The 20,167-nt window shown below is 72.9% G+C and carries 21 protein-coding genes; 12 read left to right on the forward strand and 9 right to left on the reverse strand.

The features are described from left to right. Positions 1-54: 54 nt before the first annotated feature. Complete coding sequence (locus OG521_18445; protein ID WUW22667.1) at positions 55-699, reverse strand: hypothetical protein; 645 nt, start codon at positions 697-699, stop codon at positions 55-57. Positions 700-726: 27 nt separating this feature from the next. Further along, on the reverse strand, positions 727-1,194 hold the full coding sequence (locus tag OG521_18450) for a helix-turn-helix domain-containing protein (GenBank protein ID WUW22668.1): 468 nt from the start codon (positions 1,192-1,194) through the stop codon (positions 727-729). A 253-nt stretch (positions 1,195-1,447) separates the two neighbouring features. Here OG521_18450 and OG521_18455 point away from each other — a divergent pair, with 253 nt between their 5' ends. The 4 genes from OG521_18455 to OG521_18470 all read left to right on the forward strand — a co-directional run bounded on the left by OG521_18455 (position 1,448) and on the right by OG521_18470 (position 5,517). Beyond that, positions 1,448-2,356: an aminoglycoside phosphotransferase family protein gene (locus tag OG521_18455; GenBank protein ID WUW22669.1), complete on the forward strand. Its 909-nt coding sequence runs from the start codon at positions 1,448-1,450 to the stop codon at positions 2,354-2,356. A 153-nt stretch (positions 2,357-2,509) separates the two neighbouring features. After that, on the forward strand, positions 2,510-3,127 hold the full coding sequence (locus OG521_18460; GenBank protein ID WUW22670.1) for a helix-turn-helix domain-containing protein: 618 nt from the start codon (positions 2,510-2,512) through the stop codon (positions 3,125-3,127). Continuing rightward, positions 3,124-4,404 (forward strand): MFS transporter, encoded by a 1,281-nt coding sequence (locus OG521_18465; GenBank protein ID WUW22671.1) that lies wholly within the window; start codon positions 3,124-3,126, stop codon positions 4,402-4,404. Before OG521_18460 ends, OG521_18465 begins: the two co-directional genes overlap by 4 nt. A 204-nt stretch (positions 4,405-4,608) precedes the next feature. Further along, positions 4,609-5,517, forward strand: a complete 909-nt coding sequence (locus OG521_18470) for an aminoglycoside phosphotransferase family protein (protein WUW22672.1) — start codon at positions 4,609-4,611, stop codon at positions 5,515-5,517. Between the two features lie 16 nt (positions 5,518-5,533). Here OG521_18470 and OG521_18475 read toward each other — a convergent pair whose 3' ends face one another. Beyond that, positions 5,534-6,652, reverse strand: coding sequence for a beta-lactamase family protein (locus OG521_18475; GenBank protein ID WUW22673.1), 1,119 nt, complete (start codon positions 6,650-6,652; stop codon positions 5,534-5,536). A 198-nt stretch (positions 6,653-6,850) separates the two neighbouring features. On the opposite strand from OG521_18475, the gene OG521_18480 reads away from it, so the two are divergent. Then, positions 6,851-7,549, forward strand: coding sequence for a TetR/AcrR family transcriptional regulator (locus OG521_18480; protein WUW22674.1), 699 nt, complete (start codon positions 6,851-6,853; stop codon positions 7,547-7,549). Between the two features lie 162 nt (positions 7,550-7,711). Here OG521_18480 and OG521_18485 read toward each other — a convergent pair whose 3' ends face one another. Continuing rightward, positions 7,712-8,659, reverse strand: a complete 948-nt coding sequence (locus OG521_18485) for a helix-turn-helix domain-containing protein (GenBank protein WUW22675.1) — start codon at positions 8,657-8,659, stop codon at positions 7,712-7,714. Positions 8,660-8,768: 109 nt separating this feature from the next. On the opposite strand from OG521_18485, the gene OG521_18490 reads away from it, so the two are divergent. Next, on the forward strand, positions 8,769-9,800 hold the full coding sequence (locus tag OG521_18490) for a saccharopine dehydrogenase NADP-binding domain-containing protein (protein WUW22676.1): 1,032 nt from the start codon (positions 8,769-8,771) through the stop codon (positions 9,798-9,800). A 69-nt stretch (positions 9,801-9,869) separates the two neighbouring features. Further along, positions 9,870-10,691, forward strand: a complete 822-nt coding sequence (locus OG521_18495) for an aminoglycoside phosphotransferase family protein (protein WUW22677.1) — start codon at positions 9,870-9,872, stop codon at positions 10,689-10,691. Positions 10,692-10,737: 46 nt separating this feature from the next. Here the strand turns inward: OG521_18495 and OG521_18500 are convergent, their stop codons facing one another. Continuing rightward, positions 10,738-11,565, reverse strand: coding sequence for an alpha/beta hydrolase (locus OG521_18500; protein WUW22678.1), 828 nt, complete (start codon positions 11,563-11,565; stop codon positions 10,738-10,740). 74 nt (positions 11,566-11,639) lie between these two features. Here OG521_18500 and OG521_18505 point away from each other — a divergent pair, with 74 nt between their 5' ends. Continuing rightward, entirely contained in the window at positions 11,640-12,281 is a 642-nt protein-coding gene (locus tag OG521_18505; GenBank protein ID WUW22679.1) for a sigma-70 family RNA polymerase sigma factor, read from the forward strand. A 24-nt stretch (positions 12,282-12,305) separates the two neighbouring features. On the opposite strand, the gene OG521_18510 is transcribed toward OG521_18505, so the two are convergent. Both OG521_18510 and OG521_18515 read right to left on the reverse strand, forming a co-directional pair. Beyond that, complete coding sequence (locus OG521_18510; GenBank protein WUW22680.1) at positions 12,306-13,739, reverse strand: MFS transporter; 1,434 nt, start codon at positions 13,737-13,739, stop codon at positions 12,306-12,308. Positions 13,740-13,965: 226 nt separating this feature from the next. Next, the gene (locus OG521_18515) at positions 13,966-15,084 is read right to left on the reverse strand and encodes a DUF4037 domain-containing protein (GenBank protein WUW22681.1); all 1,119 of its coding nucleotides are present in this window, start codon (positions 15,082-15,084) and stop codon (positions 13,966-13,968) included. 131 nt (positions 15,085-15,215) lie between these two features. Between OG521_18515 and OG521_18520 the strand changes: the two genes are divergently transcribed. The 4 genes from OG521_18520 to OG521_18535 all read left to right on the forward strand — a co-directional run bounded on the left by OG521_18520 (position 15,216) and on the right by OG521_18535 (position 18,514). Continuing rightward, a complete protein-coding gene (locus OG521_18520) occupies positions 15,216-15,704 on the forward strand; it encodes a MarR family transcriptional regulator (GenBank protein WUW22682.1) in 489 nt (162 codons plus the stop codon). 159 nt (positions 15,705-15,863) lie between these two features. Beyond that, positions 15,864-17,354, forward strand: coding sequence for an MFS transporter (locus OG521_18525; GenBank protein WUW22683.1), 1,491 nt, complete (start codon positions 15,864-15,866; stop codon positions 17,352-17,354). 40 nt (positions 17,355-17,394) lie between these two features. Next, positions 17,395-17,931: a pyridoxamine 5'-phosphate oxidase family protein gene (locus tag OG521_18530; GenBank protein ID WUW22684.1), complete on the forward strand. Its 537-nt coding sequence runs from the start codon at positions 17,395-17,397 to the stop codon at positions 17,929-17,931. Between the two features lie 124 nt (positions 17,932-18,055). After that, entirely contained in the window at positions 18,056-18,514 is a 459-nt protein-coding gene (locus OG521_18535) for a DUF2199 domain-containing protein (protein ID WUW26726.1), read from the forward strand. 42 nt (positions 18,515-18,556) lie between these two features. On the opposite strand, the gene OG521_18540 is transcribed toward OG521_18535, so the two are convergent. Together OG521_18540 and OG521_18545 are read right to left on the reverse strand one after the other, a co-directional pair. Continuing rightward, on the reverse strand, positions 18,557-19,258 hold the full coding sequence (locus OG521_18540; GenBank protein WUW22685.1) for a TetR/AcrR family transcriptional regulator: 702 nt from the start codon (positions 19,256-19,258) through the stop codon (positions 18,557-18,559). Between the two features lie 69 nt (positions 19,259-19,327). Then, positions 19,328-20,095: a TetR/AcrR family transcriptional regulator gene (locus tag OG521_18545; GenBank protein ID WUW22686.1), complete on the reverse strand. Its 768-nt coding sequence runs from the start codon at positions 20,093-20,095 to the stop codon at positions 19,328-19,330. Positions 20,096-20,167 lie beyond the last annotated feature (72 nt).

Consider the following 20,167-nt stretch of genomic DNA (forward strand, 5'->3'; position numbering starts at 1 on the left):
CCCGAAAGGTGCCCGCCCGTCCTCCCGGCACACCTGCCGGGCACCGCGCCGCCGCTACTTGGCGGTGGGCGGCGTGGTCTTCTTGGCCGCGGGCTTGCGGGCGGGCGCCTTCTTGGCGGCGGGCGACGGCTTGGCCTCGGCCTTCACCGTCTTCGCGGCGGGCGCGGGCTTGGCCGGCGCCGGCTTGGGCGCGGGCTTCGGCGCGGCCTTGGGCTCCGCCTTCACCGTCTCCGGCTTCGACTCCTTGCGCGGCTCGACGACGACGGCGATCTCGACGATCTCCTCGGCCGTCTCGCCACGCCAGGTCCGCACGGTCTGCTCGCCGCGCTCGGCGACCTTCTCGTACGTCTCCCGGGCCCTGACCGCGTACTCCGCGGCCACGCCGACGCTGCGCAGCGCCAGGTCCTGGGCGCTCTCGCCCAGCTTCTTCAGGTCGGTGTCGAACGCCCCGATCACCTCGGTGACCTTGGCCTGCAGGGTGGCCTGCGCCTCCTTGGCCTGCCCGGCGACCTTCTCCTGGACGGCCTTGGGGTCGGTGTTGCGCACGGCCTCGATGCGCTCCGGCGCGTCGGCCCGCAGCTGCTCGATCAGGGCCGGAACCTTCCGGGCCTGCTGCACGGCGAGATCGGCCGTACCGGCGGCGAAGTAGAGGGGGGTCGGGTCGGTGAGGGTCTTGCGCAGGTCATCGGTGATGGCCATGACTGTGGTCCTCCCGGATCATCAGACTCAGTGTGAGGGTTTTGAGGGCTTTGAAGCTGTATCGGCAGCACTGCCGTCGACACTGAAGGGCGCATCCGCACCGGACGCACGCCCCTCCTCGTCCACTGGCTCGTCCACGGGCTCGTCCTCGAACCCGTTCTCCTTGCGGAAGGAGGCGTAGATCTGCAGCAGCACGCTCTTCTGCCGCTCGTTGATCGACGGATCGGCCAGGATCACCGCCCGCGTCTCCAGCTCCTCCCGCTCCCGCTCGTCCAGGATCCCGGCCCGCACGTACAGGGTCTCGGCGGAGATCCGCAGCGCCTTGGCGACCTGCTGCAGGACCTCGGCGCTGGGCTTGCGCAGCCCGCGCTCGATCTGGCTGAGATAGGGATTGGACACGCCGGCCGCCTCGGCGAGCTGCCGCAGCGACAGCTGCGCGGTACGGCGCTGCTCGCGCAGGTACTCGCCGAGATTGCCGACGTTGAGTGATGCCATGACCCGATACTGGACCCTCGTTGCTAACTTTTGCAAGCAGGTGCTTGCAAAAGTGTTCCGTACCACTCGTACGGGTGACCCATGCGGGGCACGACCGGCGCCGCTGTCCCCTCGCACGCCGTCCGCCACCTGCTCCCGTGCCACCCTTCCTCGCGCACGAGCTACGAGCTACGAGCTACGAGCTACGAGCTACGAGCTACGAGACGACGAAAGTCGCTGGCCTTCCGCTCCGGCCGGCGATGAGACTTCCGGTGTGACGCTTCACGAGAACGAGATCCCGGTCGACGAGACGCTGGTCCGATCGCTGCTGAGGGCGCAGCGCCCGGAATGGGCCGCCCTGCCGCTGTCGCCCGCGGGCGCGGGTACGGACAACACCATGTACCGGCTGGGCGACGACCTGCTCGTACGCCTTCCACGAACCGCCGGCAACGCACAGTCCGTGCGGAAGGAACAGGAATGGCTTCCCCGTCTGGCCCCCCACCTTTCGTGTCCGGTTCCTGAACCCGTCCACGCCGGGACGCCCACCGACGCCTTCCCGCTGGTCTGGTCGGTCTACCGCTGGATCGACGGGGACGAGGCGGGCCCCGGCACCGTCCGGGACTGGGCCGGCTTCGGGGCCGACCTGGCGGCGGTCGTGAGGGAGCTCCACCGCATCGACCTCATGGGCGCGACTCGCACGGACGGCCTCAGCTGGTACCGCGGAGGCGGCCTGACGCCGTGCGACCAGTGGATCAGCGGGTGCCTCGACGACTGCCGGACCACCGTGGGTCAGGAGCTCGACGTCGACACCCTGGAACGGTTGTGGCGAGCCGCACTCGCACTGCCCGAGCCCTCCGGGCCTCACGTGTGGCTCCACGGCGATCTCAAGCCGACCAACCTCCTGGTCCGGGACGGCAGACTCCACGCGGTGATCGACTTCGGCGGGCTGTCGGTCGGCTTCCCCGACGCCGAGCACTCCACGCTCTGGGACCTGCCGCCGCAAGCCCGACAGGCCTACTGGAACGCCCTGGACCTCGACACCGTGACCTGGACCCGTGCCCGCGCCTGGGCGATCGCGGTGGGCGTCAGCGGGATCTCCTACTACTGGGACACGTTCCCCGCCTTCGTCGCCGAATGCCGAGCCCGGCTTCAGGCGATCCTCACTGACGCGACCACGCGCTGAGTCACTGAGCAACTGAGTCTCTGCGTGTCCGCGTCTCTGCGTGTCCGCGTCTCTGCGTCTCAGAGGGGACTCCGGGCCGGGGGCGAGGCACAGCGCAGGCAGTGTCACAACAACTCTTTCGAAACAACTGTTGTGGGTCTACTCTCTGCGGCCATGACCCCTTCGCCCGCACCGCCCGACCAGCCCGCCGGGACCCAGGACATCCGGCTCGACACCGCCAGACTCCGCGTGCTCGCCCACCCGTTGCGCCTGAACGTGCTGGCCCTGCTCCGGCAGCGCGGCCCGTCCACGGCGACCCGGATCGCCGCCGAGCTCGGCATCAACCCCGGTTCGGCCAGCTATCACCTGCGCCGGCTGGCGGCGGGCGGGCTCATCGTGGAGACGCCGGGTCGCGGCACGGGGCGTGAACGATGGTGGGAGTCCGTGCACCGTCAGTCGATCCACGACCCGGCCGACGAACCCGAGCACGAGCGCGCGGCCGGGCGCGCCTACGCCCATGCTGTCGCCCTCGCCGCCGTCGAACGCCTGCGGAAGGCCGCCGACGAGGTGCCGCTGCTTCCGGCGGAGTGGTACGAGGCCAGCGTGTACAGCGACTTCACGATGCGGCTGGCCCCGCAGGACGTCGAGCGGATGCGCGCCGAGATCTTCGAGGTGATCTCGGCCTACCGGCAGGGCGAGGCCGGAGCGCCGCATGGGGCCGTCCCGGTGTCACTCCAGGTGCAGGCGTTTCCCGTGCCCGGCACCGTGGATCTCGACGTGGGTGACGCATGACCCCGCAGGGCGTCCCGGTGCCCGGACCGCCCGCGTACCGGGACGCCGACGTCCTGCGCTGGCTCGCCGCCTACACCGCCTCCGTCACCGGTGACGTGGTCTACTTCCTCGCCCTCTCCTGGTCCGCGGCCAGGGTCGCGGGGCCGTCGCAGGTGGGGCTCGTGATCGCCGCCGGGGCGTTGCCACGGGCGGTGCTCATGCTCGGCGGGGGTGTGGTGGCGGACCGGTTCGGGCCGCGCCGGGTCGCCGTCGCGAGCGACGCGACGCGCAGCGTCGTGATTCTCGCCGCCGCGGCGGCCGTGCTGCTGATCTCGCCGGGCCTCTGGCTGCTCGTCCCGGTGGCCGTGGTGTTCGGCGTGGTCGACGCGGTGTTCATGCCGGCCGTGGGCGCCCTTCCGCCGCGCATCGCGGCCCCGGAACAGCTCGCCCGCGTCCAGGGGATGCGCGGCCTCTCGATCCGGCTCAGCAATGCCGCGGGCCCTCTCCTGGCGGGGGTCGTGCTCGCCGTGGGCGGCGCGGCGGGCGCGTTCGCCGCCGCCGGTGCGCTGTTCGCCCTCTCGCTCGCCCTGCTGCTCACCGTCAGGGTGCCGCCCCTGCCTTCCCTTCCGTCGACGGACGACCGTGCTTCCGCCGTGAGCGAGTTGCGTGACGGGCTGCGCTACGTCCGACGCCATCGGATGCTGGCGCCACTGGTCACGGTGATCGGGCTGAGCGAGATGTGTTTCAGCGGTCCGGTCGCCGCCGGTCTGGTGCTCCTGGCGGACGAACGCGGTTGGGGTGCCGCGGGGATGGGGTGGATCGCGAGCGCGTTCAGCGTCGGCGCCGCGGCCGCCGCGCTGCTGCTGACGGTGGGCTCCCGTGTCCCGCGCGCCGGAATGACCGTGTCGGGCGCACTGTTCGTCACGGCCGCGGGAACCGTCGCCCTGGGGCACGCCCGATCCCTGCCGCTCGCCGTCGCGTTCGGCGCGCTGGTCGGGCTGACCAGCGGCGTCACCGCGACGGTGACCGGCGCCCTGGTCCAGACGGAGACCGACCCCCGGTACCTGGGCCGGGTCACCTCGGTCACGACGCTCTGCGCGCTGGGTCTCGCCCCGGTCCTCTTCCCCGTGGCCGGCGTCACCGTGGACGTGTGGGGCGCCGCCATGTTCTTCACCGTGTGCGGTGGAATCTGCCTGCTCGCGGCGGTGTTCGGTGTCGCGGCCCCGGCGCTGCGCCGCGCCGAACTCCGTGGCGATGGAGCCGAATCCACGCCCGCACCCTCGTCATCCCCGGCATGACGGGCCGGGGCGCCGGGGCGCCGCAGTGACGTGGACCGAGGGGGTGGCACCTGCCGAAACGCCCTTGCTCCTCGGCCCCGGCGCTCCGTAACGTGGATCAGGTGGCTTGATCTCCGTTGCCGCCGGCCCGACCGGCGGCCGACGCATGCGCCCCGCCGCCGTCAGCGCCCGACCGCGGCCCGTTCGACGTGCCAGGAGATCCCCGTGCCCCGGAACAACCCGCCCGGCCGAGCCGATGCCCGTACGGCGCAGGCCGTCCTGACCGAGGCCAACCGTACGCATCACACCCGGTTCCGGCTCGACCACCGGTTCGACGACGGTTTCCAGTCAGGAGCCTGGCTCCTGACCGATGACACCGGCCGACAGGCGGTACTCAAATGGAACCCCGCCCGCGACCTGGCCCGCCGGATCGAGCGCGCCGCCGAGGGAGTCGCGAGGATCCGCGCCGCCGGATATCCGACGCCGGCCTGGCTCGCCGTCGGCACGAGCGCGGACGGATTCGGATACCAGGTCCAGGAGTACGTCGTCGGACACAGCCCCCAACAAGTGGGCGCGTCTGAGGCCAGGTTGCTGATCGGTCTGCTGGAGACGCACACCGGTCTCGATCCCGACCCCGGGAGGTGCTGGTCGCGGTTCGTCACCGGCCGCATCGCCGACCGTCGCGGCGACCTGTGGCGGCAGGCGGACGGGACCGGCCCGGTCGGGCGGGAACTCGTCCGTATCTGCGAACGGCTCCTCGCCCTCCACGGACCGGTGGTTCTGCCCACCGGAGACCTGGTCCACGGCGACTTCCGCCCCGGCAACATCCTCCTGCACGCCGATCGCGTCAGCGGTGTCATCGACATCGAAGCCCTGGGCAGTGGAACGAGGGTCTTCGACTACGCGACGCTGCTGAGCGCCCACGGCATCACGCCCGACGCGGTGCGGATGCTCTGCGCCGCCGGCGAGCACGTGGCCGGCCCCGGCGTGCTGGCGTACTGCTTCGCGCAAGTCGCCCTCGATCTCACCGTCTTCGTCCACAGCCGAGGCCTTGAGCCGGGAATCCGGAACGTGAGCGAGCTCCTCGATCGCGCAGCGATCCTGCTCGGCCGTGCGGAGGCCACGACCGCCTGAAGCCGCCCGACGCCGGTCAGCCGTACAGCGCGACGCGGTACAGCTCCGCGAGTGCGGCGTCGATGGGGTGGGGCTGCGGCCGGCCGGCGGAGTCCAGCCTGTTCCACCGCTGCATGTTCACCGCGACCGCCATCCGGCGCCCGCCGTCGGCCCGGGCCATGGCCAGCGCGCCCCCGCCCCAGACGGTGCCGCCGTGGCCCCAGAAGTCGCCCTGCCCGGAGCCCTCCATCGGGTGCAGCCCGAGTCCGTACTCGATGATCCTGCCCTCCTGGGAGACGACCGGGACCGTACGTCGCATCTGCTCCAGCGACGACGGGCCGACGATCTCCCCGGCCAGCAGCAGCCCGTAGAAGCGGTTGAGGTCCGCGACGGTCGATATCAGCGATGCCGAAGGGCCCACCCAGGACATGTCGTACACGCTGTAGTCGCGCGGCGGGTCGATCATGCCGAACCAGGACTCGTAGAGACGCGAGTGCGGGCCGTCGACGTGCGTCCCGGCGGGGAGTTCGGTGTCCCGGAGCCCGGCCCGCTCGATGACGTTCCGGGTGATGCACTGCTCGGCCGTGCCGCCGGTCACCTGTTCCAGGAGCTGGACGAGGAGCAGGTAGTTGGTGTTGGAGTACACCCCCGGACTGCCGCCCGGGGTGCCGACGGCGGGGGCGGTGACGCCCATCGCGATCAGCTCGACGGGGTCGAACCGCGTGAACCGGTGGTCGTCCAGGCTCTCGGGTCCGGTCTCCGCGAGGACGGGGAACGCCTTGAGCGACGGATAGGCGTACGGGAGGTACTCGGCGAGGCCGCTCGTGTGGTTCAGCAGCATCCGGACCGTGATCGCGTCACCGCGCTCCCCCGGAACGAGCTTCGGCAGGTACCGGCCGACCGGCGTGTCCAGGCCGATCCGGCCGGCCTCGACCTGTTGCAGGACCGCGGCGGCGGTGAAGGTCTTGGTGATGGAGCCGACGCGGTGCCGCATCCCGGCGGTGACGGGGCGGCGGGTGGAGACATCGGCGACCCCGGCGGCGCCCTGCCAGACCTGGTCGCCGTCCCGCACCTCGGCGAACAGTCCCGGCATCCCGGCGCGGTGGACGTTGTCGACGGCCGCGTTCAGCGCTGCGGTGTCCAGTGGGTTCTTCACGTCATGCGTCCTTCCGTAATCCCCGGGGCGAGCTCCGCATCGGTCGCCCGGCCCGGGACAACAGGGCACGAGTGGCATGCCGGCCCGTCCTTGCCCGGCCGTCCGGCACACTCATGTCCCCATTATGCACGCGGTGCGTGCAACACCAAGTGCATAAGCTAGGCTGAAGGCAGTCGAGAGGCAGTGGCGAGGAGCGAAATGGCAGGCCGAAGGCGTTGGTCGACCGAAGAGATCCTGGATGCGGCGGCGGAGCTGCTGCGCACGAGCGACGCGGACTCGTTCAGCGTGCGCAAGCTGGCCGCGGTGCTCGGGACCGATTCCTCCAGCCTCTACCGGCACTTCCGCAGCAAGACCGAACTGCTGCGCGCGGTCGCCGACCGGATCATCCTGGCCGCCATGGAGGAGCACAGCGCCGAGGGCGACTGGAAGCAGCGCATCAGGGCCCTGGCCCTGTGCATGCGCGAGGCCTTCGGCCAACAGCCGCAGCTCGCCGCCGTCTGGGGGCGTTACGCGTCGAGCGGCACCGGTTCCCGGCTGGTCATGGAGGAGGTGCTGCAGGCGCTGCGCGCCTCGGGCCTGCCCGACGCGGAGATCCCGGTGCGCTACCACCGGATCGCCGTGCTCATCTCCGCGCTGATCGCTTCCGAGGCCGGGGGCAGCACGGTCACGCCGGAGGAGCACGAGCAGGGCATGGAGCTGTTCCGCGTGGCGGTGCTGGGCGCCGACCCCGAGCGCTTCCCGGCCCTGGCCCACTTCGCCCGCGACGTCCGCCCGCTCGGCGCGGACCGCCGCGCCGCGTTCGAGGAGATCCTGGCCGCGCAGCTCGCCGGGATCGAAGCGGAGGTCGAAGCGAAGGCCGGGGCGGCCGTCGGAACCGCGGACGGAAGCCGGGGCTGAATCCGGGACTAACCCCAGGGCTGAATCCGAGGCTGAACCCAGGACTGAACCCGGGGCTGAATCCAGTCTTGGCCCCGGGAGCATCGGATACGGGCCTGAGGCCCGGTGGGGCGGGACCGGAGGGCAGGCCCCGGGGCCGCGACGGCCACCCGTCCGGCCCCGTCAGACCGCGTGCGTGCTGCGGAACGCGCGCCGATAGGCGTCCGGCGGAACCCCCACGATCCGCTTGAACTGGCGCCGGAGCGTCGTCGCCGTCCCCATGCCCGTGGCAACGGCGACCGCCTCGATGCTCTCGTCGGTGGCCTCCAGCAGCTCCTGCGCGCGGCGCACGCGCTGGATCAGGAGCCACTGGATCGGCGTCTGTCCGATCACGGACCGGAACTGCCGCCCGAGGTGGCGCGGGCTCGTGTTCGCCTTGCGCGCCATGTCGGTGACCGACAGCGGCTGGTCCAGCCGCTGCTGGACCCAGGCGAGCAGCTGGGCGAGGGCGTGGTCGCCCGAGACCTGCACCGGCGTGGCGACGAACTGGGCCTGGCCGCCCGGCCGGTGCGGCTGCATGACCAGGCGGCGGGCGACCGCGTTGGCGACGGCAGCGCCGTGGTCGAGGTGGATCAGGTGCAGGCAGAGGTCCACGGCGGCGGCCTTGCCCGCGGACGTGAGCACGCTGCCGTTGTCCGTGTACAGGACGTCCGGGTCGACCACGGCCTGTGGATGGCGGCTGCCCAGCTCGGCGGCGTGCGCCCAGTGGGTGGTGGCCCGCCGGCCGTCCAGCAGCCCCGCGGCACCGAGCACGAACGCCCCGGTGCACAGCGAGGCGACCCGCGCGCCCGCCTCGTGCGCCGCGCGCACCGCCTCGACCAGTTCGGCCGGCGGCGGCACGTCGATGTCGACGCACGCGGGCACGATCACCGTGTCGGCGCCGGCCGCCCGCTCCAGCCCGTGGTCCGGCTCGACCGTGAAGGGGCCGACCCGCACCGGACCGGGCCCGCAGAGCAGTACGTCGTACCAGCCGTCCGACGCCTCGCGCGGCGGGTTGCCGAAGATCTCGTACGCCACCCCCAGTTCGAAGTGGAGCAGGTCACCGGCCGTCAGCAGCGCGACAGTTGGCATGTCCGAAAGTGTACGCATGCTGTCGGTCCGGACCCTCACGGCCGGACACCGCACGCACCGAGACTGGACACCTCAGCACACCGAACCACCAGGTCGAGAGCGGGAAACCATGAGTACAGCGACTGCGGTCGTGGTCTACGGGGCGACGGGACACACCGGTCGCTTCATCGTCGCCGAGCTCCGGCGGCGCGGATTCACCCCGGTCCTCTCCGGCCGGAACGCGGCACGGCTGGAGGCGCTGGCGGCCGAGTGGGGCGAGGCGGAGGTACGGCCGGCCGGCGTGGACGACGCGGGCGCGCTCGACCGGGCGCTCGCCGGCGCGGCGGCCGTCATCAACTGCGCCGGCCCCTTCGCGGTGACCGGCGGCCCGGTCGTCGAGGCCGCCCTGCGGGCGGGGATCCCGTACGTCGACGTCGCGGCGGAGATCGAGGCGAACGCCGCGATGTTCGCCGACCACACGGAGGCGGCCCTGCGGGCGGGCACTCCCGTGGTGCCGGCCATGGCCTTCTACGGCGGGCTGGGCGACCTGCTGGTCACCGCGGCGATGGGCGGGGCGACGTCCGCCGATTCGGTGGACGTCGCGTACGGACTGAGCAGTTGGCGCCCCACGGCGGGCACCCGGGAGGCGGGACAGGTCTCCCACGACCGCCGCGCGGGCCGTCGGGTGCGGTACGCGGACGGCGCGCTGCGCTACCACGACGACGCGGTGTCGCAGGGCGACTGGCTGTTCCCCGAACCGCTGGGCCGGCGCGCGGTGATCACGGAGTTCACCATGGCCGACGTCGTCACCGTGCCCAGCCATGTGAAGGTGTCCGAGGTCCGTACCCACATGTCCGTCGAGGCGGCGGGCGACCTGGCGGGGAAGGACACTCCGGCACCGGAGGCGGTCGACACGCTGGGGCGCTCGGACCAGACGTTCGTCGTCGACGTCCTGGTCCGCGCGGACGGCGTCGAGCGCCGCGCCACGGCACGCGGCCAGGACATCTACGCCGTCACCGCACCCCTGGCGGTGGAGGCCGTCGCACGCATCCTGACCGGCCGCACGCGGACCACGGGGGTGGCCTCGGCCGGGGCGATGTTCGACGCGGCGGACTTCCTCCGCGCGCTGGCCCCGTACGTGACGGTCGAGTTGCCGGCCTGACCGGCCGCGCCTCGGGCGTGAGGGCCGAGCCGCCGGCCCGGCCCTGCCCGCCTGGCAGGATCCCCTCCCATGACTGCCGATTCCTGGAGCACGCACGGTCTCGACCTCGGGCCGGACACCGTGATCAAGACGTTCCGTCCCGGCCACCACGAGCAGAGCGAGCGCGAATGGCGGGCGCTCACGCTGCTCGGCGCCCACGCTCCCGGGCTCGCCCCCGCGCCCCGGCACGCGGATCTCACCTCCGACGAACCGACCGTGGCGATGTTCCGCCTCCCGGGCCTGCCGCTCCGCGGGCAACGGATCGACGGCCCCCGGCTCGACGCCCTGGTCTCGGCGGTGACCGAGGTGCACGACTGCGTGCCCGCGCACCTGCTGGACGAGGTGCCCGTCAGGCCGGGGCACCGGCAGTACCTGGCCCGTCGGATCGAGGCCTGGGCGCCGCGGACCCGCCCCCGGGTCGGGCCCGGGGTGGGCGGGGCCATGGACCGCGGCCTGGAGTGGCTGGCGGGCGCGGACCCGTGGCACGCGGGAGACCGGCCGGGCATCCGGCCGGTGTTCGGCCCGGGGGACGGCAACCTCGCCAACTACCTGTGGGACGGCTCCCGGGTACGGATCGTCGACTTCGAGGAGTCCGGCCGCAGCGACCGTCCCCTCGAACTGGCGGAGATCACCGAGCACGTGTCCGCCTGGGTCGGCGAACCCCTCGACGCCGAGGAGTTCATCGGCCGTTTCGAACTGGACGCCGCGGAGCGGGCCCTGCTGCTCGACACCCGTCGGCTGGTCGCCCTCGTATGGCTGTTCCTGCTCTCGTTCGACGACCCCGAGCACCCCCGCAATCCGCCGGGGACGGCCGAACGTCAGGCGGTTCGGCTGTCCCGGCTGCTGGACTGAGACCGGGCGGGCGCGATCCCGTACGGTCCGGCGAGGCGCGCCGGCCCTATGCCAGGAACGCCGACACCAGCTCCGTGAACCGGTCGGCGTCATCGACCCACGGGTAGTGCCCCGCCCCCTCCTGGACGACGAGTGTCGCGTCGGGGAACAGGGCGGCGAAGTCGGCCGCCGAGCGGGGCGGGCTGTTCAGGTCGAACTCCCCGGCGAGCAGCAGGACGGGCGCCCCGAAGGCGGCGAGCGCGGCACGGGTGGCGGGCGGGTCGAAGGCGCCCTCGGCCCCGAAGCCCGCGACTGCGTCCGGGTTGTCGGGCCGGCTCGCCGCGTGGTGGGCGCGGGCGGCCTCGTCCCACCGGCCGTAGAAGAACGGGTCGACGGCCGCCCAGTCCGTGCCCGTCCCCCGGGTGATCGCCTCCAGCGCGGCGAACGCCGCCGGGAACCACGGCTCGCCGCTCCGCAGCCGGGCGAGCGCACGCCGCTCCTCCCCGCCGATGTCGATGCCGACGGCCCGGGCCCCGGGGGTGATCAGGGCGAGGCGGCCGACGCGCGACGGGTGGCGGGCCGCGTACTGGACGGCGATGTTCGCTCCGGCGGAGTGCCCGAGCAGGTCCGTACGCGCGAGACCGAGGTGAGCGCGGAGGGCCTCGATGTCGTCGACGAGCCGGTCGCAGCGGTAGCCGGCGGTGTCCTCGGGGACCGCCGAGCGGCCTGTGCCGCGCAGGTCCGGGACGATCAGACGGCGATGGGCGGAGAGGCCGCCGAGCTCGCCCAGGTAGCGGGAGTCCGCGGGGCCGCCGGGGATGCAGACGAGCGGATCGCCGGCTCCGTACGTGCGGTAGGCGAGCTGGGTTCCGTCGGAGGCGCAGAAGGTGGACACAGGGCGATCCTGTCACTCATAACCCGGTTATACAACTCGGTTATGACGTATGGAGCAGGGTATATAACTGGGTTGTGGCAGCAGCCGAAGAGAACACACGACACACCCCGCGCACCCCGGCGGCCGCGGCGGGCACCGGCGGTACCCCCGCTCTGACCGAGGAGCAGGCCGGGCGGATGTTCGCCGGGATGAACGACGTGATCCGCGCCGGCGAGGAGATGCGCAGGCTCCGCGCCGAGATGATCCAGGTGCTCACCGGCTTCGGCTGGACCCAGGAGCGCATCGCCCGGCTCACCGACATGAGCCAGCCCGCCGTGTCCAAGCAGGTGGCGAAGTACCGGGACGCCGGTCCCGGACCCTCCATGGACGTCTCCCTCGGCCAGCACGACCTGCCGTGGCTGGAGGGACGCCTGTGGGGGCTCGCCGAGGACCTCTCGGAGACGTACGACGGAGCCGCCCGCTGCACTCCCTGCGTCGGCGCACTCGCGCGCGGGAAGAAGCGCTTCACCGAGCGGACCGTCGACGAACTGCGCCGGCTCGTCGAGGAGGACCTGCGGCTGCACGCCGCGGAACTGCCCGCCGGCCACCGCGAGGCGTACGACGAGATCAGCCGCGGCCTCGACGTACCGGCCGGGACCGCCACCGCCCCGGCCGGCTCGGCCTCCGTGCGCCGCGCCCTCGCCCACCGGATCCAGCGCGACCGGCTGAGGGGCTAGACGGCCCCGGCGCGCCCCCCTCCTTCAGGCTTCGCGGGCCCTGACCGCGAGCGTCGCCGCCAGGACGCTCGGCACGAGCAGCAGGCCGAAGGCGGCGGCATAGGCCGCCAGGTCGGCGGAGCCGAAGCCCAGGAAGAGGTTGAACAGGGCCGCGGCCACCCCCATCACCGCCATCTGGCCCAGGTTCTGACTGGTCTGCATGGCGCTGCTGGCGTACCCCTGCCGGCCCGGCGGGCTGTGGGTGAGCGAGAGCAGGGTGAGGGAGGGCGTGGCCATGCCCATGCCGACGGCCGCGAGGACCATGGCCCCGGCGGCGGTGAGGGCGGGCAGCGCGGGCAGCGTGCCCACCGCGGCGAGCGCCACCGCCGCCCCCATCACCAGGGCCCCGGCCGTGACCAACCGGTGGCGGGAGACCCGGCCCTGGAGCCGCCCCTGGAGCCAGGAGGAGCCGGCCCAGGCGATGGCGGCCCCCGTGAAGGCCAGTCCGGTCTGCACGGGCGGCACGCGCCTCGCGGTGTTCAGCAGCAGCGGCACGAAGGCCTCCAGCGTGAAGTACGCCCCCGAGGTGAGGCCGCGCAGCAGCACGGCGGCGGGCAGTCCGCGCGCGGCACGCCACGTGCCCGCCGGGAGCAGCCTCGGCACGAACACCACCAGCAGGGCGACTCCCGCCACCCCGCACAGCAGATGGCGTACGTCCCAGCCCGAGACGGCGTACTGCCCGAGCGCCGCCCCCACGCTCACGGCCGCCGCGACCATCAGCGCGGGCCGCGGCGTCACGTCCGCCGCCGGACCGGTTTCCTGCTTCGACCGCGCCCGGGACCGCCCCTGCCCCTGTCCCTGTCCCTGTCCCTGCCAGGATGGGTTGCGGAGCATGACGACGACGACCAGCGACGGGATCACGGTGAGGGCGGCCAGCCCGAAGAACACCAGGCGCCAGGACCACCAGGCGGCCACCAGGCCCGCGAGCGGCGGGCCGGCCAGTGACGGGATGATCCAGCAGGTGCTCATCAACGCCAGGGCGCGCGCCCGCAGCCGGTCCGGATAGGCGTGGGCGATGGCCGTGTTGATGGCCACCGCGATCATCCCGGCCGCCACCCCGTCCAGGAAGCGCCCCGCCGCCAGTTGCCAGATGGTGGTGCTGGTGGCCGAGACGACCAGGGTGACCACCGCGAGCACCACGCCCGCCGCCAGCGGGCGGCCCGGCCCCGCACGGTCCGCCCAGTCACCGCCCAGCACCCCGCCGAACAGGCTCGCCGCGACGAAACAGCCCGCCACCAGCGGGTAGAGCGGCACCCCGTCCAAGTCGCGGGCGGCCACCGGCAGCATGGGCACGACGGCGAGTGCGGCGAACCCGGTCAGGAACATGACCGCGGCGAAGCTGAACGTGGCGGCCGCGTACGTCCGGGAGAACAGCCGCTCATCGGCGGCCGCGGGCCGCACCGCCGCCTGGCCGGTCATCGCCTGCCGCCGGTCATCGACCGGCCGAATCCCTCGCCGCGGACGGGAGTTGGCACGAACTCGGTGCGGGCGGGAGCATGCGCGCACCCGTCGGCGAAGGCTTTCGGATCATGGGTCACGGGCGTCCAAACTAGGCGGAGCGCACGAAGGCCCGCCACCGGATTTCATGCCGTCCGAAGCCGCACCGCCGACCGCGGCCGCCGCCCTCGGATCCGGGCCGTACGCCTCAGCGTCCGCCCACCGCCGCACTCGCCGCCCGCAGCGCGTCCCCGTCCCTCCCCATGAGCAGGTCGGTGCTGTCCGCCCACTGGTCGACGACCCCGGTCAGCGGCAGCCCGCGCAGGTCCGGGTCGGTGACCGAGGCGGCCAGCGGGCGGGCGAAGCGTTCCGCGTGCAGGACGAGGAACGGACGGCCGTGGTACGGGCGGGGCGACGGGTCCACCGGGTCGGTCAGCCCGGCCGCGTTCTGCCGGACCGCCACCGCTTCGTACGCCGCGCACAGGTGCCGCTCCCGCTCCGGGTACTCCGTCGCCGCCAGCGCTCCCCGCAGCGACGGCGTCAGCTCCCCGGCCGCCTCCAGCCGGGCGAACGCGCTGCCCAGCCACTTGCCGTACGGCGGGTAGCGCCGCTCCAGCAGCAGGCACAGCCGCATGAGGTCGCGGACCAGCCGCCCGGCGACGACGGCCGAACCGAGGTCGTCGCCGGCCTCGGCGCAGCGTCCGACGAACGCCTCCTCCTGGGAGATCCGCTGCCACTGGCAGGCCAGGACGTGGCGCCACACCTGTTCGGGGTAGCGGGCCAGCCGCGCGCGTGCGGTGGTGAGGAGACCGGGGCCGTCGTGGAACACGGCGCCGGCGGTGACCTGGGCGAGCCTCTGCTGCGGCATGGCGAGCCAGTCCCGTACGGCGGGTTCCGTGGTGGAGGCGTCGAGGCCCACCTCCCGGACCAGCCAGGCGCCGGTGTCGTGCGCGACCACGCGGTGGTCGACGGGTCCGTCGGTCATCGCCATGTGGCCGACCGGGTCGAGCGGGTCGGCGGCCGGGCGGAAATGGGTGGGCCAGCCGCGGATCTCCTTGGGCAGCCGGTCCGCCAGCAGCCGCCGGATCGCGTCGCCGTGGGCCGCCGCGTCGTCCGGCGCGAGGAAGAGGTCCAGGCACGGGCCCCAGTCGTGGTCGGTCGAGCGCGCGGTGTCGAAGCCGAGCACCTCCGATCCGGCGCCGATCCGCGCGGCGGCGTACGGCAGGCCGGGGAAGGCGTCGTCGAGGACGGGCCGCACCGCGGTCTCGTACAGAATCCTGGAGAGCTCCAGACCGGGCAGGAACGCGGCTTCGACGGGGATCGGCATACGGTCGACTCTGCCGCCGCCGGAAGGGGCCCGCCAGCGATTATCCGGCGACCCTGCCGGGCGGAGGGGCAGGAAGCAAGACGTCCACTTGCGGACGATCTGCCACAGACCGAATTGTTACGCTGGCAGACATGACCGCCATGGCACCCACCCGCACCGCACCGGACCTCTCCTACCTCCTGGACCACACCAGTCACGTCCTGCGGACCCAGATGTCGGCGGCGCTCGCCGAGATCGGGCTCACCGCACGCATGCACTGCGTCCTGGTCCACGCCCTGGAGGAGGAGCGCACCCAGATCCAGCTCGCCGAGATCGGCGACATGGACAAGACCACCATGGTGGTGACGGTGGACGCGCTGGAGAGCGCGGGCCTCGCCGAGCGCCGCCCTTCCAGCCGGGACCGGCGGGCGCGGATCATCGCCGTCACCGAGCAGGGCGCGGCCCTGGCCGCGCGGAGCCAGGAGATCGTCGACCGGGTGCACGAGGAGGCGCTGGGCAGCCTGGCCCGGGCGGACCGGGAGACGCTCCTGCGCGCGCTGAGCCAGCTGGCCGGCGAGCACCTGGCCACCCCGGCCGAGAACCCGCGGGCGGTCCGCAGGGCCCGCCAGAGCCAGAAGTAGGCGACACCACCGGCCCAGCACCCATCCCCCACCCCGCCACCCACGGGCGCAGCACGGCGGAAGCCGCGCCATCCGCGGAAAATAGAACCGAAAGAAATAGTCCGCAACAAAACCATCTGCTACGTTCTCTCTTGTCGAACCGACCGACAGGAGAGCCCGATGTCCGCGCCCGCTCGCCCCGTTCCCGCCCCGGCCCCCGCCCCGCCCGTCGCCCGCTCGCGCCACCTCGCTCTCGGCGTGATCGCCACCGGTCTGCTGATGACCGTGCTCGACGGCTCGATCGTGACCGTGGCGATGCCCGCCATCCAGAACGACCTCGGCTTCACTCCCGGCGGCCTCAGCTGGGTCGTCAACGCGTACCTGATCGCCTTCGGCGGCCTGCTGCTGCTCTCGGGGCGGCTCGGTGACCTCATCGGCCGCAAGCGAATGTTCCTGGCCGGCACGGCGGTCTTCACCGCCGCCTCCGTACTGGCGGGAGCGGCCGGTACCCCCGCCCTGCTGATCGCCGCCCGCTTCCTCCAGGGCGCCGGCAGCGCCATGGCGTCCGCGGTCGGCCTGGGCATCCTGGTCACCCTCTTCACCGAGAGCCGCGAACGGGCCCGCGCCATCGCCGTGTTCAGCTTCACCGGCGCGGCCGGGGCCTCGATCGGGCAGGTGCTCGGCGGGATCCTCACCGACGCGCTCGGCTGGCACTGGATCTTCTTCATCAACCTGCCGATCGGACTCGCGGCGCTGCTCGTCGCGGCGCGCGTCCTGCCCGGCGACCGCGGGCCCGGCCTCACCGCGGGCGCGGACGCCGTCGGCGCACTCCTGGTCACCGCGGGGGTGATGGTGGGCATCTACTCCGTCGTCGAGGTCGAGTCGTACGACTGGGTGTCACCGCACACGCTCGGGCTCGGCGCCCTCGCGGTGGCCCTGCTCGCCGCGTTCTTCGTCCGCCAGGCCACGGCCGCGACCCCGCTCCTTCCGCTGCGCATCCTGCGCTCGCGCAGTGTCGCGGGCGCCAATCTGGTCCAGATCCTCATGGTGGCCGCGCTGTTCTCGTTCCAGATCCTGGTCGCGCTGTATCTGCAGCGGGTGCTCGGCTACGGGGCCACAGCCACCGGGCTCGCCATGCTGCCGGCGGCCGCGGTCATCGGTGCCGTGTCGCTGGGGATATCGGCCCGGCTGAGCACACGGTTCGGCGACCGGAGCGTGCTGCTGGCGGGGCTGGTCCTGCTGATCGGCGTGCTCGGCCTCCTCACCCGGCTCCCCGTCCACGCGCACTACGCCACGGATCTGCTGCCGGTGATGTTCCTCGCCGCGGGATTCGGCCTCGCCCTCCCGGCGCTGACCACGCTCGGCATGTCGGGGGCGGGCGAGGAGGACGCCGGACTCGCGTCCGGACTGTTCAACACCACCCAGCAGATCGGCATGGCGATGGGCGTCGCCGTCCTGTCCACGCTGGCCGCCTCCCGTACCGACACCCTGCTCGCCGACGGCAGCAGCCGGGCCGAGGCGCTGACCGGCGGCTACCACCTGGCCTTCGCCGTGGGAGCCGGACTGCTCACCGCCGCGTTCCTCGTCGCGCTGGTGGTGCTCGGACGGCCGGACCGCCACACGGCCACGGCGGCAACAGCCGCACCGACAAGTCCCGCACCTTCCGCCTGACCACTGCCCACCGGTCCCCGCCGGCCCTGAGGAGAAACCCATGCCGCCCCTTCCCACCACCCCCGTCGAGAACGAACCACAGTCCGTCACCGACACCGGCTCCGACTCCGGTCCGGGCGCAGGTCCGGGGCCGCGCGTGCTCACCGAAGCGGAACTGTCCCGGCTGCTCCGGGAGCAGCAGTTCGGCGTCCTGGCGAGCGTGCGGCGCACCGGGCACCCCCATCTGACGACGGTGCTCTACTCCTGGGACGCCGAAGAGCGTGTGGTGCGCGTGTCCAGCACCGCCGACCGCCTCAAGCCGCGTCAGCTGCGCACCGATCCGCATGCGGCGCTGCACGTCAGCGGCCCGGACGTGTTCTCGTTCGCGGTCGCCGAGGGCGAGGCGGAGGTGTCGGCTCCGGCGGCCGTGCCCGGGGACGACGTCAGTCGCGAACTCCTCTCCCTGACACCGGGTTTCGCGGACCCGGCCGAGGAGGCGGCCTTCCTGGCCCAGGTGGTCGCGGACCGGCGCGTGGTGATCCGGATCCGCGTCTCCCGGCTGTACGGAACGGCGCTGGACATCCCGGCCGCGGACTGAGCTCGGCGGCCGGGCCCCACCCGGGGCCACATGAGCACCTCCCGGAAGCTCTAGGATCCCGCCCATGGCTACCGACCCCGGCTACACCTGCTCCCGCTGCGGCGAACACCACACGGAACTCCCGATGGGGTACTCGACCATGGCGCCCGACGTCTGGGACGCGAGCCTGGAGAGCGACCCCGACAGCATGCTCTCGTCGGACCAGTGCATCGTCAGACACGAGCACTACTTCATCAAGGGCCTGATCGAGATACCCGTGGCCGGCAGCCCGGAGCCGTTCTCCTGGGGTGTCTGGGTGTCGCTGAGCCGGGAGAACTTCGGCCGCGCCCTCGATGTGTGGGAGACGCCGGGCCGGGAGTCCGAGAAGCCGTACTTCGGCTGGCTCACCACCGAGTTGGGGCTCTACACCCCCCGTACGACCAACCTCAAGACCAATGCGCACACCCGTCCGATCGGCCGGCGCCCGTTCATCGAGCTGGAGCCCACCGATCATCCGCTGGCCGTCGAGCAGCGCACGGGCATCACGTTCGACCGGGTCCGGGAGATAGCGGAAGCGGTGCAGCATGCCGTGGACGGCCAGTAGCGGAGCAGCCCGGGAGCCGGGCGCCAGGGCGGCGGGGCCGGACTACCGCCGCTCCCCCAGCCCCGACCGCAGCTGCGCGAAGCCCCGTTCCGCCTCCTCGACCGCCGCCCCGTACACCTGGTCCGCGCTGCGGCCCTCGCTGATCCGCCGCCAGTTCTCCATGGCCAGGATGCGCAGGACCGCGATGATCTGGCCCGCGGCCAGCCGGTCCGTCACCCGGTCACCGAGCGCGCGGGCGAGCGCGGCCTCGGAGCGGCTCTGGTACGCGTGGAGCCGGGCCACCAGGGACGGTGTCCCGTACAGCAGCCGGTGGAACGCCAGCACCTGCGGGACGTCGCACAGCCCCGTGACCGGGTCGCGCCGCTCCAGGCCGTCCAGGTAGTGGCGGCGCAGCGCGTCCAGCGGGGATTCGCCGTCGGCGCGGCCGGCGACGACCCGGGCGGACTCGTCCTCGTGGTCGGCGAACCGGTGCAGCGCCAGGTCCTCCTTGGCCGGGAAGTACCGGAACAGCGTCGGCTTGGAGATATCCGCGGCGGCCGCGATCTCCGCCACCGAGACCTTGTCGAAGCCGCGTTCCAGGAACAGGGAGATCGCGGCCTCGGACACCGCCTGGTACGTCAGCTGCTTCTTCCGCTCCCGCAGACTCGTCGGCGCATCCGGCGCGGCCCGCCCGGCCGCTCCCCCGCCCGTCGCCGCCGCATCCGCCGATGTCCCTGACCCGGGCTTCTCTGCGCTCATGACCATGCAGCGTACGCCCTTGACCTCAAGCGGACTTGACGTCCAAAGCCCCGCAACCGGTACGACACCCGTCCCCTACCGCCGGGACCGGACCAGCGCCTCGATCCCGTCCAGCACGCGTTCGAGGCCGAACGTGAACTCGTAGTCGGGTGCGTCCGGCGCCCACATCACCTCGGAGGCCAGCAGCCGGGTGAGCGAGGGATGGCGTACGGGATCGACCAGCCGGTCCAGCGTGCGGGCGTAGCCCTCCATGACCTCCGTCTCCGAGACGCCGCGGGCCTCGACGGCGGCGCCGAGATCGCCCGTCACCAGCGCCTCGTTCCGCACGAAACCACTGACCAGAAGGATGACGGAGACTTCCTCGCCCGGCCCCAGACCGGTGCCGTCGAGGGCCTGGAGGCCCTGTTCCCACCAGGCGACCGAGTGGGGGCTCGCGGGCGGTCCCGCGATGGGGATGCGGAGCATCCAGAGGTTGGCGTGGTAGACGCGGCGCATCGCCCCGGCCCACTGCGCGAGGGCCTCGCGCCAGCCCGCGTTCTCCTCCAGGGCGGGCAGCGGGGGCGGCGGGCCCATGGCCGCCTCCTGCATGAGCACGTAGAGCTCGTCCTTGGCGGCGACGTACCGGTAGAGCGACATCGTCGAGGCGCCGAGGTCCTTGGCGACCCGGCCCATCGACACCGCGCCGAGCCCCTCGGCCGCCGCCACCGCCACCGCGGCGTCCACGATGCGCTCCAGCGTCAGTCCGGGCTTGGGCCCCTTGACCGGGCGCGCCCGCAGTCCCCAGGCCGCCTCGATGCTGGCCGGCAGGCCCGTACCGCCCTGCGAACCGTTCCCTCGCGTCACCTGAACCCACCTTCCCTTGACGTCCATCCTAGTTATGCGTAACCCTTACGCACTACCACGTACCACATACGC

Origin of the sequence: Streptomyces sp. NBC_01463, assembly GCA_036227345.1 — a bacterium.
Classification (GTDB): domain Bacteria; phylum Actinomycetota; class Actinomycetes; order Streptomycetales; family Streptomycetaceae; genus Streptomyces.

Bases quoted from the DNA above. Each gene is read 5' to 3' on its own strand.
- OG521_18445 (WUW22667.1), bottom strand. From the start codon at position 699: ATGGCCATCACCGATGACCTGCGCAAGACCCTCACCGACCCGACCCCC.
- OG521_18450 (WUW22668.1), bottom strand. From the start codon at position 1,194: ATGGCATCACTCAACGTCGGCAATCTCGGCGAGTACCTGCGCGAGCAG.
- OG521_18460 (WUW22670.1), top strand. From the start codon at position 2,510: ATGACCCCTTCGCCCGCACCGCCCGACCAGCCCGCCGGGACCCAGGAC.
- OG521_18465 (WUW22671.1), top strand. From the start codon at position 3,124: ATGACCCCGCAGGGCGTCCCGGTGCCCGGACCGCCCGCGTACCGGGAC.
- OG521_18480 (WUW22674.1), top strand. From the start codon at position 6,851: ATGGCAGGCCGAAGGCGTTGGTCGACCGAAGAGATCCTGGATGCGGCG.
- OG521_18485 (WUW22675.1), bottom strand. From the start codon at position 8,659: ATGCCAACTGTCGCGCTGCTGACGGCCGGTGACCTGCTCCACTTCGAA.
- OG521_18490 (WUW22676.1), top strand. From the start codon at position 8,769: ATGAGTACAGCGACTGCGGTCGTGGTCTACGGGGCGACGGGACACACC.
- OG521_18495 (WUW22677.1), top strand. From the start codon at position 9,870: ATGACTGCCGATTCCTGGAGCACGCACGGTCTCGACCTCGGGCCGGAC.
- OG521_18510 (WUW22680.1), bottom strand. From the start codon at position 13,739: ATGACCGGCCAGGCGGCGGTGCGGCCCGCGGCCGCCGATGAGCGGCTG.
- OG521_18515 (WUW22681.1), bottom strand. From the start codon at position 15,084: ATGCCGATCCCCGTCGAAGCCGCGTTCCTGCCCGGTCTGGAGCTCTCC.
- OG521_18520 (WUW22682.1), top strand. From the start codon at position 15,216: ATGACCGCCATGGCACCCACCCGCACCGCACCGGACCTCTCCTACCTC.
- OG521_18525 (WUW22683.1), top strand. From the start codon at position 15,864: ATGTCCGCGCCCGCTCGCCCCGTTCCCGCCCCGGCCCCCGCCCCGCCC.
- OG521_18530 (WUW22684.1), top strand. From the start codon at position 17,395: ATGCCGCCCCTTCCCACCACCCCCGTCGAGAACGAACCACAGTCCGTC.
- OG521_18535 (WUW26726.1), top strand. From the start codon at position 18,056: ATGGGGTACTCGACCATGGCGCCCGACGTCTGGGACGCGAGCCTGGAG.
- OG521_18540 (WUW22685.1), bottom strand. From the start codon at position 19,258: ATGGTCATGAGCGCAGAGAAGCCCGGGTCAGGGACATCGGCGGATGCG.